This window comes from Stenotrophomonas sp. A3_2 (assembly GCF_036624925.1).
Lineage (GTDB): Bacteria > Pseudomonadota > Gammaproteobacteria > Xanthomonadales > Xanthomonadaceae > Stenotrophomonas > Stenotrophomonas hibiscicola.
Window position 1 is genome coordinate 31,757 of sequence record NZ_JAZKVY010000273.1, and the last position, 13,574, is coordinate 45,330.

At 67.9% G+C, this 13,574-nt stretch carries 13 protein-coding genes; 6 read left to right on the top strand and 7 right to left on the bottom strand.

The features are described 5' to 3' along the window. Window positions 1-168 precede the first annotated feature (168 nt). The gene (locus R5H29_RS13225) at window positions 169-1,530 is read right to left on the bottom strand and encodes an Hsp70 family protein (protein ID WP_332329268.1); all 1,362 of its coding nucleotides are present in this window, start codon (window positions 1,528-1,530) and stop codon (window positions 169-171) included. A gap of 181 nt (window positions 1,531-1,711) precedes the next feature. On the opposite strand from R5H29_RS13225, the gene R5H29_RS13230 reads away from it, so the two are divergent. Beyond that, complete coding sequence (locus R5H29_RS13230; RefSeq protein ID WP_021204683.1) at window positions 1,712-2,047, top strand: zinc ribbon domain-containing protein YjdM; 336 nt, start codon at window positions 1,712-1,714, stop codon at window positions 2,045-2,047. Between the two features lie 6 nt (window positions 2,048-2,053). On the opposite strand, the gene R5H29_RS13235 is transcribed toward R5H29_RS13230, so the two are convergent. Beyond that, window positions 2,054-3,208, bottom strand: a complete 1,155-nt coding sequence (locus R5H29_RS13235; protein ID WP_111104622.1) for a transglutaminase-like domain-containing protein — start codon at window positions 3,206-3,208, stop codon at window positions 2,054-2,056. 228 nt (window positions 3,209-3,436) lie between these two features. Between R5H29_RS13235 and R5H29_RS13240 the strand changes: the two genes are divergently transcribed. The 4 genes from R5H29_RS13240 (at window position 3,437) to R5H29_RS13255 (ending at window position 6,301) form a co-directional block, all read left to right on the top strand. Further along, complete coding sequence (locus R5H29_RS13240; RefSeq protein ID WP_171952926.1) at window positions 3,437-4,039, top strand: hypothetical protein; 603 nt, start codon at window positions 3,437-3,439, stop codon at window positions 4,037-4,039. 49 nt (window positions 4,040-4,088) lie between these two features. Continuing rightward, window positions 4,089-4,262, top strand: coding sequence for an oxidoreductase-like domain-containing protein (locus tag R5H29_RS13245; protein WP_080241960.1), 174 nt, complete (start codon window positions 4,089-4,091; stop codon window positions 4,260-4,262). Beyond that, window positions 4,259-4,876, top strand: coding sequence for a DUF998 domain-containing protein (locus R5H29_RS13250; RefSeq protein ID WP_134734783.1), 618 nt, complete (start codon window positions 4,259-4,261; stop codon window positions 4,874-4,876). Before R5H29_RS13245 ends, R5H29_RS13250 begins: the two co-directional genes overlap by 4 nt. Window positions 4,877-4,954: 78 nt before the next feature. After that, a complete protein-coding gene (locus R5H29_RS13255; RefSeq protein WP_031270849.1) occupies window positions 4,955-6,301 on the top strand; it encodes an AcvB/VirJ family lysyl-phosphatidylglycerol hydrolase in 1,347 nt (448 codons plus the stop codon). Between the two features lie 106 nt (window positions 6,302-6,407). On the opposite strand, the gene mprF is transcribed toward R5H29_RS13255, so the two are convergent. Next, on the bottom strand, window positions 6,408-8,972 hold the full coding sequence (gene mprF / locus R5H29_RS13260) for a bifunctional lysylphosphatidylglycerol flippase/synthetase MprF (protein ID WP_332329269.1): 2,565 nt from the start codon (window positions 8,970-8,972) through the stop codon (window positions 6,408-6,410). A 192-nt stretch (window positions 8,973-9,164) separates the two neighbouring features. Here mprF and R5H29_RS13265 point away from each other — a divergent pair, with 192 nt between their 5' ends. Then, window positions 9,165-9,512 (top strand): RidA family protein, encoded by a 348-nt coding sequence (locus R5H29_RS13265; RefSeq protein WP_019662128.1) that lies wholly within the window; start codon window positions 9,165-9,167, stop codon window positions 9,510-9,512. 152 nt (window positions 9,513-9,664) lie between these two features. On the opposite strand, the gene rnfB is transcribed toward R5H29_RS13265, so the two are convergent. The 4 genes from rnfB to R5H29_RS13285 form a co-directional block, all read right to left on the bottom strand. Beyond that, complete coding sequence (gene rnfB / locus R5H29_RS13270) at window positions 9,665-10,078, bottom strand: Rnf electron transport complex subunit RnfB (RefSeq protein ID WP_155029924.1); 414 nt, start codon at window positions 10,076-10,078, stop codon at window positions 9,665-9,667. Between the two features lie 24 nt (window positions 10,079-10,102). Then, complete coding sequence (locus R5H29_RS13275) at window positions 10,103-10,693, bottom strand: HAD family hydrolase (protein ID WP_005418147.1); 591 nt, start codon at window positions 10,691-10,693, stop codon at window positions 10,103-10,105. A 78-nt stretch (window positions 10,694-10,771) separates the two neighbouring features. Further along, window positions 10,772-12,844 (bottom strand): methionine--tRNA ligase, encoded by a 2,073-nt coding sequence (metG, locus tag R5H29_RS13280; protein ID WP_332329270.1) that lies wholly within the window; start codon window positions 12,842-12,844, stop codon window positions 10,772-10,774. A gap of 102 nt (window positions 12,845-12,946) precedes the next feature. Beyond that, window positions 12,947-13,390 carry a DUF2147 domain-containing protein gene (locus R5H29_RS13285; RefSeq protein ID WP_262212106.1) on the bottom strand — a complete coding sequence of 148 codons (444 nt, stop codon included), beginning with the start codon at window positions 13,388-13,390 and terminating at the stop codon, window positions 12,947-12,949. Window positions 13,391-13,574: the final 184 nt, after the last annotated feature.

A 13,574-nucleotide genomic window follows, 5' to 3' on the forward strand; every position in this document is an offset into this window, starting at 1 on the left:
TCTCGATGGCGGCTCAGGTGCTGCGCGGACCATGAACGAGCCAGGAAGGCATGGCCGCTAGGCCCGCAGGCGGGCCAGGCTGCACCGTGGACACACACCGGCGTGGCCAGTGGAAGGTGCAGCGGGGTTCTAGCCGACCAAGAGTAACTTAGACCGCGTAACGTTTTGTTAATCCGGGCTGGCTGCCGCCAGTGCCAGGCCCTGGACCACGCCCAGCGAGGGCTCGCCGTGGACCATGCGGGCGCCCGGGAAGGCCTCGGCCACGGCCTGGCGCAGGTAGCCGGCGCGGGACATGCCGCCGGTCAGGAACACCGCATCCGGGTCGCCGCCAATGTCGCTGCGGACCTGGGCCAGCAGCTCCCGGATCTGTTCCAGGTAGCCGTGAGCGGCAGCGGCCAGGCCGGCGGCGCTGCTGTCGGCATGCAGGTCGCGGGTAATGTAGTCCAGCGTGCTGCGGTGCTCGCTGGCGGCACTGAGGGCGATCTTCGCGCGTTCCACATCGCGGTACAGGCGGGCGGTATTGCCGGTGTCCTGCAGGGCCTGCAGGCGCGCGCGCCACGGATCGTCGACGTGATCGTATTTGTGCTGGCGGAAGTCACGCTGGCGGGTCATGTCCTGCACCGTGGCCGCTTCCACGTAGTGGTGGGCGGGCACGCGGGTGATGCCGCGGCCGAACAGCGGCATGTAGCTGGACAGGCTCAGCGCCAGGTCGATGTCGGTACCGCCGCGGGCAATACCCCACGCGCGGTGGATGCGTGGCGCAGCATCGCCGCCGACTTCGGCATGCGCGATGTCGGTGGTACCGCCACCGATGTCGACGATCACCGCCTGGTGCCGCTCGCGGCTTTCGGCGTGATAATGCATGGCCGCCGCGGCCGGTTCCTCGAGGAAATCGATCTGGTCGAAGCCGGCCTGGGTGGCGGCCTCGCGCAGGATGTCCAGCGCCTGGTCGTTGCCGGCCGCGCCGATCGAGCTGCGGAACTGCACCGGGCGGCCGAGCAGGGCGGCACGCAGCGGCTGGCCGAGCTGGGCGCTGGCAGTCAGGCGGATGTGCTCGAGGATGTGCGCGGCGATGCCGGTGATGGTCTGCTTGGCGCGCGGGTGCAGGTTGTAGCCGAGCATCGACTTCGGGCTCTGCACCAGGTTGCCTTCGTGTTCCTCGAAATAGGCTTCCAGCGCGTCATCGCCATAGACCGCGTTCTGCAGCAGGTCGCTGGCGCTGCGTTCCTTGCCGGCGCGCGCTTCCATCCACTCCCGTCGCAGTGCGCGCAGGGCTTCGCGGCGCAGTGCCTGTGGCGTGCGTTCCTGGCCGGCGGCGCGGGCCGCGCGCGCAGCGCTGTCGATCATCTGCTGCAGCTGGTGTTCCTGCCCATCATCGAGCTGGAAGTCATCCGGGTCGGGCACCACGCCGGGGAAGTACACGCTGGTGCGGAACTGTTCGGCGTCGCCGAAGCGGATCGGCAGCAGCTTTCCCTCATGCACGATGGCGGCGGCGGAGTTGCTGGTACCGAAGTCGATGCCGAGGCGCATGGGAAGTTCCGGGGTCGATCAGGGGCCGCGCACTCTGCTGCAGTTCGCCGCCGACTGCAAGTTCCGGGGGCGTGCCGTTGTGTGTCGGGCCAGGTGCGCAGCCCGGGGCCTGCCTGGAAAAGGGGCAGGGAAGCCAGGCGGTTACAATGGCGGCTGTTGATTCACTTTGAGGTACTTGCTGATGTCTTCTGCCCCCGCCTGCCCGCAGTGCACCCTGGAAAACACCTACGCCGATGGTGCGCTCTGGATCTGCGCCGACTGCGGCTTCGAATGGACCCCCGAAGAAAGCGCGGGCTCCACCCTGGTCGTGCGTGACAGCAACGGCAATACCCTGCAGGCCGGCGACACCGTCACCGTAATCAAGGACCTGAAAGTGAAGGGCTCCTCGATCCCGCTCAAGCAGGGCACCGTGATCCGCAACATCCGCCTGGTCGAAGATGATGCCGAGCACATCGAAGGCAACTCGGACAAGATCAAGGGCCTGGTCCTGAAGACCTGCTTCCTCAAGAAGGCCTGATCGCCTTCAGCGCCTGGCCTGCTGCTGCGCGCGCCAGCGGGCCAGGCTGTCCAGCTTGGCCTGGTAGCGCGCCTGCTCCGGCGCGCCCCCCAGTTCCCGTGCACGCAGCAGTTCACGATCGGCGCGCTTGAGCTGGCCAGCCAGGAAATAGGCGCGTGCCAGCCCGAAGTGGAACTGATGCGCGGTGTCGTACAGGCGCACGGCCTGCCGGTAATGGCGGATCGCCTCGTCCAGTTGGCCGGCGCGTTCGGCCTTGGCGCCGAACATGTACTGCGCGAACGGGTCTTCGCGCTGCACCGACTTCAGCCGGCGCTCAAGTGACTGCGCCTGTGCGGTCAAGCCCAGGCTGCGGAACAGCGCAGAGGCATTGGTCAGTGCGGCATCCTGGCGGCCGTCCAGCTGCAGCGATCGGTCCAGCGCCTGCCGCGCCGCCTCGGTGTTGCCTTCGCGGTGGGCGAGTACGCCGAGGTTGTTCCACACCGGAGCGAACCCGCTGTCCTGGCCCAGGGAAGCGTCGAAGAACGCACGCGCGCCGCCGAAGTCGCCGTCGGCGAGGCGCTCCGCACCCCGGTTGTTGTAGAAATGCGCCAATGCCCGCGCACGGCTGACCGGAACCGGCCCACGGCGGTCATAGAGCACGTTGCGATCCAGATCGACGGTACCGAAACGCCCGCCGACGTCGACACCGGCGTTGACGTGGCCGACGCTGTAGACCACGCCCGCGTCCTGGTCCTGGTACCAGGACACTACCTGCCCCACTTCCTGCACGCGCGCCTGGATGCCCGCCTCCCGCGCAAGCGTCACGAACAGCAGGGTGAAGGCCAGGCAGTTGGCGCGGCGGTGCTGCCAGATATCGCTGACGGTGTAGGTCGCATTGGCGTCGTACTGCAGGTCCAGCCCGTGCTGGCCGAAGATCATCTCCACGAGCGCCTGCAACCGCTGGTCGCGGGAGTAGCTGCGCTGGATCACCTGCTTCTGGAGCATCGCACGCAGGTCTGCGGGAATGGCGAACACTTCTTCCGGGGTCGGCACGCGTACGGCTGACACGGTGATGGTCGGGGTCGTCACCACATCGGCGGGCGGTGCCTGGCCTGCGCCGAAGGCAGGAGCACAGAAGGCCAGCAGCGAAAGGGTGAGGCAATGGGCGGCAGAACGGTACATGACGGTTCCCGGCAGCGGCGGGCGCTCCCGCCTGTGGCGAGTGTATTCCCATGGATGTCAGGCTGCAGCGACCGTTGGTCGGCGCCGCGGTCATCCACAACCGATGTGGACCAGCGCTCGACAAAGCTGTGGACAACTGGCTCCGGGCCCCGCCCGGCAAGCGTTGTGAGTGCGTGGTGAAAAAACCGCCAGCTTGCCCGGCGCCGGCACAGGCGGGATGATCCGGGCATGGACTTCTCACCGCTGACGCTTGCCCCGGCGCAGTGGCAGGCGCTGCAGGACAGCTATGCAACGCCGCCACGGGCCTACCACCACTTCGGCCATGTACGCGCCGTGCTGCAGCACTGCCAGGAGGTGGCCGACGGCCCTGGCTGGACCCAGCCGGCCGAGATCTATCTGGCCGTGCTCTACCACGATGCGATCTACCACGCGGGGCGCAAGGACAACGAGGCCCGTTCTGCGCAGCTGGCCCTGCACGCGATCGCACAGGCACCGGAGCTGGCCGCAGTGGATGCCGCACGCGTCGGGCAGTTGATCCTGCTGACCGCCCGCCATGGTGAGCTGGGTCCGCAGGATGTGGATGCCGAGGCGGCGCTGTTCCTGGACTGCGACATGGCGATCCTGGCCGCGCCGGAGCCGGTGTTTGCCGCCTATGACCGTGGCGTGGCCGACGAATACAAGGGCGTGGTGCCGGGCTTCCTGTACCGCGCCGGCCGCCGTCGGTTCCTGCAGGGCCTGCTGCGGGCGCCGCGGATTTTCCTCAGTGACTTCTTCCACCAACGGCTGGATGCGGCCGCTCGGGAGAACCTGCGCCGACAGCTGGCCCGCTGAGCCAGCCCGGTACACTGGGGCCTGCTTCCACTGATCGTCGCTTCCGACCGTGTCCGTCCCTGATCCCGATCCACGCCCGCTACCACCGGAAGAACCCGGTCCCAACGAATGCTGCGGCAGCGGCTGCCCGCTGTGCGTGCTGGACCTGTACTCCGAGGAGCTGCAGCGTTACCGCAAGGCGTTGGCCGAATGGAAGACGCGGCATCCTGAGGACGCAGCATGAGCCGTGCGCGTCCGGTGGCGGTGCTGGCACTGGTGGCGCTGCTGCTGTTCGTGGCAACCGCGCTGTGGACCCAGGTTGCGCGCAGTGATCTGGACTGGGTGCGGGCGACGTTGAGCCTGTATCTGCACGGGCCGTGGGGGCTGGCGTTGCGCGCTGCCTACTGCGTGCTGGCGCTGGCCATTGCGGCACTCGGCGTTGCGCTGTATCGCGGCAGCATCGGCCCACGGCGCAGTGCGGCCGCACCGCTGTTGTTCACGGTTTCCGCCCTGGGCCTGGCGACGGTGGCGATCGGCGACAGTTGGCTGCCTGAAGCGACCCCGTTGCTGGCGCCGTTCATCCACGGGCTGGCAGCCAACACGGCGTTCCTGTGTGCCAGCGTCGGCATGCTGCTGCAGGCGTGGTACCTGCGCCGGGAACCGGGTTGGCAGCCCGCCGCTGACCTGCTCTGGGGCTGGGCATGGCTGGCCTTCGTGCTGCTGTGGCTGCACGTGCTGTGGCGCGCTGGGCCACCGCGCGGGCTCGGACAGAAAGTGGTGATCGCAGTGATCGTCGGCTGGCTTCTGTACCTGGCGACGGCCCTGTACCGTCGCAGCCGCCAGGCCGCGGCCGACTGAATCCCCAACGGCCTGCGCCGGTACGTGCCGTGCACGCGGCGGCGGCGTATCGTGTGCGCATTCCATCGGGGATGCGACATGAAGCGTGCAGGGCTGGGCAGGGCAATGGGTGTGGTATTGGCGCTGGCCACGCTGCCGGCAACGGCGGCGGTGACCCCGCAGCAGTTCAGCCATGGGCGGTTCGAGCAGATTCCGGTGCACATGCCGGCCGGCACGCCGCAACGGGTGGTGATCTGGTTCCACGAACCCACTGCCGGCGGTGACACCAGCCGCCTGCCGATCGAGGCCCTGCGTGCCGACGGCGCGCTGGTGGCGGCAGTGGACATTGCGCATCTGCGCGGTGTGCTCAAGCGCGAGGGTGACCCGACCTGTTCGTTCGGTTCCGGTGACGTCGAGAATTTCTCGCGCTGGCTGCAGGCCTCGCTGCATCTGCCCGGCTACCACCTGCCGCTGGTCGGCGGTGATGGCGAAGGTGCCGAAATGGCCTACGCGCTGGCAGCGCAGGCCGACACCCAGGTTTTCGCCGGTGTGCTGACCACCGGCTTCTGCCCGGACCACAGCCACCAGCGCATGGTCTGCGGCGATGGCGTGAAGCGCGACAGGCTGCAGCCGGCCGAACTGAATTTTCCGTGGTTGAGTGCGGCAGGTGACAACGGCTGCAGGGCGGGCCAGGCCAGCCGGTTCGTACAGCAGGTGGCCATGGCGCGTGAGTTCAAGCGCACTGCGCGCGGTGATGCATCACCGGGCCTGGTGGCGGCGGCGCGGGTGATTGGCGCGCAGGCTGGCGTCAGCCTGGCACCGCCGCCTGCTGCACTGAAGGGCCTGCCGGTGGTGGAAATGCCGGCGGCCACCAGCGGCGATACGCTGGCGGTGTTCGTCTCCGGTGACGGTGGCTGGGCGGGCCTGGACAAGAACGTGGCGTCGTCACTCAACGCGCATGGCGTGGCGGTGGTGGGCATCGACTCGCTGCGCTACTTCTGGAGCCAGCGCACACCGAAGGGCTTTGCCGGCGACCTGCAGAAGATCATCGACCACTACCGCCAGCAGTGGCACCGAGACAAGGTGATGCTGATTGGTTTCTCGCAGGGTGCCGATGTGTTGCCTGCCACCATCAACCAGCTCGATGCCGGTACCCGTGAGGGGCTGGAGCGCATCGTGCTGCTATCGGTGGGCAGGAAGGCCGACTTCGAATTCCATGTCAGCAACTGGCTGGGCGGTGGCGGCGATGGCTTGCCGATCGCCCCGGAAGTGGCCAGGCTGCCGGCAGAAAAAACGCTGTGCGTGTTCGGCGACAAGGATGAGGACGCATTGTGCCCGGACCTGCCGGCCAATGACGGGGTGAGGAAGGTGAAGCTGCCGGGTGATCACCATTTCGGGGGGGACTACGATCGCTTGGCCGAAGTGATCCTCAAGGGCGGTATGTAGCGCTTGGCAGGCGCCGACCTTGGTCGGCGCTGGGGTTGCATGTCGACCAAGGTCGACACCTACCGAGCAGCGGGTAGCGTCGAGCCATGCCCGACGCATCGCGGCTTCAGTTCCGCCGCGGATCCAGCGAGATCAGGCGCGTGGCATCCAGCAGCGCGGCCGGCAGATGCATGCCGCCGGGCGCCGCGAGATAGCGTGGCCGCCACTGCGGATCGAACTTCGACTTGAAGCGGCGCAGGCCACTGAAGCCATAGAAGCGTTCGCCATGCCGCGCCAGCAGGCCGGCCAGGCGGTTCCAGCGACCGGCCAGCCGATGCTGGGCCAGCCCGGACAACGGCGCCATGCCCAGCGAGAACCGCGCATAGCCCTGCGCGCGGCCCCACAGGAACAATTCGATGAAGAGAAAGTCCATCGTCCCCTTCGGCGCTTCGTTGACGTGGCGCATCAGGTCCACCGACAGCTCGGCACCGGCCGGTGCCTGCCACAGGTTGGCGAATGCCACGATCTGGCCCTCGGCTTCGACCAGTGCCACCGGGAAGCGCACCAGGTAATCCGGGTCGTAGCTGCCCAGCGAAAAGCCCTTCTCATCGCCGGCCTTGTCCTCCAGCCATGCGTTGGAGATCGCATGCAGACGTGGCAGCAGGCCGGGAACCTCCTCCTCCGGTACCACGCGGAACGACAGGCCGCCGCGCCTGCCGCGGTTCCAGGCCTGGCGCAGATCGGCGCGTTCGCGGCCTTCCAGCCCGAAATCGTGCAGCGGCACGATCGCTTCCTCGCCCAGCTTGACCAGGCCCAGGCCGAGGTCGAGATAGGTCTGCCAGTAGGTCTCGCCCACCTGGTAGAACACCGGGCGCAGGCCGAGCCGGTCGGCTTCTTCGCGGAAGCGCCAGATGAGTGCACGGGCCACGTCCGGCGGGCCGACCGGATCACCCATCGCGATCAGCGAACCGCCATAGCGCTGCATCATCACGAAGCCCTGTTTCGCATCATCGCGCAGCACCGCCTTGTCCGCGGTCAGTACCAGGCAGGCCTGGGTATCGGTGGCCCCGGCCAGCACCGGTGCCAGCGACTGCAACGTGGCCTCGTCAGCGGCCGGCAGCGGGCTGCGGGTGCTGTGCAGCAGGCGGGCCAGGCCGAACATCACCAGCGCGATCGCCACCACCAGCAACGCACGCAGCGCGCGCGGTGCGTTGCCGGACAACGCGAACTGCCACCACAGCTCGTTCTGGTATTCGACATGGCTGTAGGTGAAGAACAGCAGCCAGGTGACCGCGACCAGCACCAGACCCAGATTGCGCAGCCACGGCCACGACCAGGCTTCATCCAGCAGCGCGCCCTGGCGGTAGAACTCGCGGCGTGCAGCCCACAAGGCCATCGCCACCAGCACCGCCGAGACGGCGATCAATGGTTGCCCGCCGCGCAGCCACAGCGGCAACGGGGTGACAACGCACACCGCCATCGCCAGCACCCACGCGGCGTGGCTGCGCCGGGCCAGGCCCTGGCCGATCAGCAGCAGCGCGACGCCACTGAGGCTGCCGACCAGGTGTGAGGTTTCCAGGATCGGCAGCGAGGCGTTCACCAGGTGACGGCGTGGCGTCGGCAGCGTGCCGTCGATGACCAGCGCGGCGCCGATGCTGAACACCGCCAGCGCGATGATCTGCGGCAGCCACGGGCGCAGCGCGTTCCAGCCGGCACGGGTTGCCCCTGCGCTGGCCTGCAGCGGCTGACGCAGGGCCGGCGCAAGGGCGAGCAGGGTGGCCAGCACCAGCGGCAGCACGTAGTAGGTGACGCGGTAGATCAGTGCTGCCGCCAGCACCGCTGCCGGTGCCACCTGCGGCAACAGCTTCAGCAGGCTCCACTCGAACACACCCAGGCCTGCGGGCACGGTGGAGACCAGGCCGGCCAGCACTGCCACCAGGTAGAGGCCGACGAAGCCCGGCAGGCCGGTTGGCGTGGAGTCCGGCAGCAGCACGTAGAACGCGGCACTGGCCAGCACCAACTCGATGACGCTGAGTACGGTGACACCGATCATGGTGCGGCGATCGGGCAGCCACAAGGCGTGACCGAGCACACTGAACTGCCGTCCGTCGCGGCCGACCAGCAGCACGGTGCCGAGATAGGCGAGCAGGGCAATGATGCCGACGATGCGCACGGCATCGGGATTCAATGGCAATGCCAACGCTGCCGCGGCGGGTTCCATGCATAGGGCCACGCTGATCAACAGCCATGCACCGAATACGAAACCGAGCGTGCTCATCAGCACCACCTGGCCGATCTGCGCCAGATCCAGGCCGGCGCCGCGGTAGCCGCGCAGGCGCACCGCGCCACCGGTCAACGCGGCAAAGCCCACGGTCTGGCCCAACGTGTGCGCAAGGAACGCGGTGATGCCGACGCGCGCGGGGTGCACGCGGATGCCGCTGCGACGCAGGCCGATGGCATCGAAGCCGATCAGGCAGGCGTAACTGGCCAGGCCGAGTACCACGGTGAGCGCGATCTGCGTGCCGCTGAGCTGCCGGAACGCCTGGCGGATCGCACGATAGCCGTGCTCGTCGAACTCATTGGCCAGGCCGTGCAGGGCCAGGGCGAGGATCAGCAGCGGGATGACGATGGTGGCAACCCGCTTCCAGGTTGGCGTGGAAGGGGCAGTGGTGGAATCGACGGGGGCGGTCATCGGCGCAAGGGTGCGGCAGTAGGGGCGAGGGCGGTGTCAACGCGGGCGTGGCGCATCGTGCGCCTGTCATCGTCATTTGACCAGTGGGACCGTCGGAGCCCGGTAATGACGTATCGCGGAGGGCACCCGTGCACCCACCGTCGACCGGTTTGGAGGACAATGCAGGCCTGATCAACCGCAGGAGCCACGCCCATGATGGAGCGTTACGACGTCGGACCGCGCATGTCCGAAATGACCGTATACAACAAGGTCGCCTACCTCTCCGGCCAGATTCCGGAGGACACCAGCCAGGACATCACCGGCCAGACCCGGCAGGTGCTGGCGGAGATCGACAAGCTGCTGGCGCTGGTCGCCAGTGACCGCCAGCACGTGCTGCGTGCGGAGATCTTCCTGGCCGACATGGCCGACTTCGACGGCATGAACAAGGCATGGGACGAATGGGTGGTTGAAGGCGCGACCCCGGCACGTGCCACGGTCGAGGCCAAGCTGGCCCACGCCGACTGGAAGGTCGAGATCGTGGTGACGGCGGCAGTACCGTAACGGCAGGCAAGGTCACCTCCCACCAGGGAGGGGGTAGAGTCGACTGTTGGCCGACTATCGCGCGCAGCGCGCGGTTTTGCGCCGCCGGAACGAAGAGCAGTCGACTAACAGTCGACTCTACCCCGCCGCTCCACTGCCGGTTGGTCCGTTGGCTACGCTGGCACCAGCTCGATGCAGTCCACCGGGCACGGCGGGATGCACAGCTCGCAGCCGGTGCACAGGTCGGCAATGACCGTGTGCATGTATTTGGCGCCGCCGACGATGGCGTCCACCGGGCAGGCCTGGATGCACTTGGTGCAGCCGATGCAGTCGGCTTCGACGATCAACGCCACCTGGGCCGCCTTGTGCTCGCCGCGCGAACGATCGAACGGAATCGCCGGTACGCCGAGCACCTGTGCCAGCGCCCGTGCACCGGCGTCGCCACCCGGCGGGCAGCGGTCCACACCGGCCTCGCCACGTGCCATTGCCTGCGCGTACGGGCGGCAGCCGTCATAGCCGCATTGCCCGCATTGGGTCTGCGGCAGCAGGCGGTCGAGGCGTTCGGTCAGGGGCGGGATCAGGCTCATGCGTGGCGAAGGCTGCGCGTTGGGTTATTTCAGGGGCTTGCCGCGGAACCAGCGCTCGTGGGCCAGCGCCAGCATCGGCTTGTCTTCGGAACTGTCACCGTAGGCATGGATGCGCACGTAGCGCGACAGATCGAACTGGCGGCGGATGTGCTCGACCTTGCGCGGGCCGCAGTCGCCACCAGCGTAACGGCCGGTCAGGCGGCCATCCTGGCTTTCCAGCCGGTTGCAGATCAGCTGCAGGCCCAGCTGCTCGCACCACGGCCGCAGGTACAGGTCCAGCGAGCCGGACACGATCACGACGGTGTGCTGCTGTTCCTTGTGCCAACGGATCTGCTCCAGCATTTCCGGGCGCACCACGTCGGGCAGGAACTCGCGCGAGAAGCCTGCGGCCAGCGTGGCGATGTCATCGCTGTGGCGGTCACTAAAGGTCAGGCGGGTGACGCGTGCACGGATGCGTTCGGCCGAGATCAGCTTCAACCTGTACGCGGCCAGCCACGGCCCGACTTTCCACCATGCCTGTGCCAGCTGTTCGGCGGTGGCCACGCGGCGCAGGAAGCGGCCATAGGTATCGCAGGTGGTCACGGTGTGGTCGAAGTCGAACAGCGCCAGTTCCATTGCGTTGCTTCCCATCGCGTTGCCTCCCGGGGCCGGAGCTGCCGGCGGGCGTGGCCGTAACCACGCCCGCTGCAGGCATCAGCGAACCGGCATGCCCGGCTGCGCGCCGCTGTCGGCGTCCAGCAGCGCCAGTCCGCCACCGTCGAAGCCGGCCGACAGGATCATGCCTTCGCTCAGGCCGAAGCGCATCTTGCGCGGGGCCAGGTTGGCGATGAACACCACGCTGCGGCCCACCAGCTTCTCCGGTTCGCCGTAGCTGCCACGGATGCCGGAGAAGATCTGGCGCTTGCCCAGCTCGCCGGCGTCCAGTTCGAAGCGCAGCAGCTTGTCCGAACCTTCCACGAACTCGCAGACCAGCACCTTGCCGATGCGCAGGTCGAGCTTGGCGAAATCGTCGATGCCGATGTAGGCCGGCGCGTCGGCGCTCTTTGCTTCGTCCTTGGCCGGGGCCGGGGCCGGGGCGGCCGGCTTGGCAGAGGGGGCAGCGGCAGCGGCCGGCTGCAGGGTGTCCTTGGAGGCGTCGATCATGGCGTCAATCTTCTTCGGGTCGATACGGGTGAACAGCGGGGTGTAGTCGGCGATGCGGTGATCCAGCAGCGGCTGCGCCAGCTCGGTCCAGTCGTTCACCGGCGCGGCCAGGAAGGCCTCGGCCTGCGCGGCGGTGGCCGGCAGCACCGGCTTCAGTGCGGTGACGAGCACGCGGAACAGGTTCAGGCCCTGGCTGCACACGGCCTGCAGCTGCGCGTCGGCGCCTTCCTGCTTGGCGATGACCCATGGCTTGACGTCGTCGATGTAGCGGTTGGCTTCGTCGGCCAGGGCCATGGTCAGGCGGATCGCCGCAGCCGGGTCGTTGCGCTCGTAGGCTTCACGGATCGGTGCCAGGCCGTCGACGAAGCGCTGGTACTGCGCGGCATCAGGCAGCTGCGCGGCCAGCTGGCCGTCGAAGCGCTTGCTGATGAAGCCGGCGCAGCGGCTGGCCAGGTTGACGAACTTGCCCACCAGGTCGGCGTTGACGCGGGCGATGAAGTCACCCAGGTTCAGGTCGAGATCGTCGACGCCACCGCTGGACTTGGCGGCGTAGTAGTAGCGCAGTGCCTCCGGTTCCAGGCCCGCGTCGAGGAAGGTACGGGCCATCACGAAGGTGCCGCGCGACTTGCTCATCTTGGCGCCGTCCACGGTCAGGTAGCCGTTCACGTGCAGGCGCGTCGGCGCACGATGGCCGGTGCCATGCAGCACGGCCGGCCAGAACAGGCCGTGGAAATTGACGATGTCCTTGCCGATGAAATGGTGCAGCTCGGTGGCGGTGCCGGCGCGCAGGTGCGCGTCGAAGTCCTCGCCGATCCTGCCGCACAGGGTCTGGAAGCTGGACAGGTAGCCGATCGGCGCGTCCAGCCAGACGTAGAAGTACTTGCCCGGCTGGCCGGGAATCTGGAAGCCGAAGTACGGCGCATCGCGCGAGATGTCCCACGCGCGCAGGCCACCCTCGGCATTGAGCCACTCGCCCAGCTTGGCCTTCACCCCCGGCAGGGCGACGTCGCCGGCCAGCCATTCGCGCAGGAACGCATCGAAGTGGCTTACCTCGAAGAAGAAGTGTTCCGAATCGCGCATTTCCGGCGTGGCACCGGAGATGACCGAACGCGGCTCCTTCAGGTCGGTCGGCGCATAGGTGGCGCCGCACACTTCGCAGTTGTCGCCGTACTGGTCGGGGCTGCCGCAGTTCGGGCAGATGCCCTTGACGTAGCGATCGGGCAGGAACATGCCCTTGGCCGGGTCGTAGAACTGCGCCACCGAACGGCGGCTGATGTGGCCGGCTGCCTCCAGCTTCAGGTAGAACTGCTCGGTCAGCGCCTTGTTGGCCGCCGAGTTGGTGGAGTCGTAGTGGTCGAAGGCCACGCCGAAGGCGGCGAAGTCACGTTCGTGACTGGCCTGGATGTTGGCAATGAAGGTTTCCGGGGTGACCCCGGCCTTTTCCGCGGCCAGCATGATCGGCGTGCCGTGGGTGTCGTCGGCGCACACGAACCAGGCCCTGCCGCCGCTCATTCGCCGCGCACGCACCCAGATGTCGGCCTGGATGTAGCCGACCAGGTGGCCCAGGTGCAGCGGGCCGTTGGCGTAGGGCAGGGCGGTGGTGACGAGCGCGGTACGGGTCATGGTCGCGGGGTGAAGCCGAGGGGAACCGCAGAGTATCGCATGCCCGCAACGAGGTGACCCGGCCGGGGCCGGGTCACGGGGTTTAAGCGGGGGCCAAGGCGCTTATTCGCGCTGCCAGGTCTGCGCGCGGCAGATGAAGGCGATGCAGCCGGACACGTCCAGCCGGGTGCCGCCGGGCTGCAGTTCCATCTTCGACTTGTAGGTCTTGCCATTGGCCGGATCGAGGATGGTGCCGCCGGACCACTTGTTGGCGCCGTCGGCCTTCAGGTTCCAGAGGATGGTCATGCCCTTCACCGGCTTGTTCCTGTTGGCGCCTTCACAGCCGTCACAGACCGGGTTCGGGCCCTTGTCCGAGTGCAGGATGTCGACCACCTTGCCGGTCAGCGTGCCGTTGGGGGCCTGGGTGATCTCGACGATCGACTTCACCTTGCCGGTCTTGTCGTCGATGGTCTTCCAGCGGCCGGCGGCGCCATCGGCGGCCTGCGCCGAGAGCGCGGCCAGGCACAGCGGCAATGCCAGCAGCAGGGTCTTGAAGGTGTTGCGCATGGTCCCCTCCCAGGGTTCATTCCGGCACGGTGCCGGCATGGGTCGACTGTATACCCATTCGGCGGGGTATGGGGAAGGGGGCTTTGCAGGGCTGCGCCCTGCACCCCCCCAGGCAACGGCAACAGCCCAAACAAGCCCAACAGCGAGCAATCCCTGGGATGGCGGGGCGGGGTGGGGGGGCAGG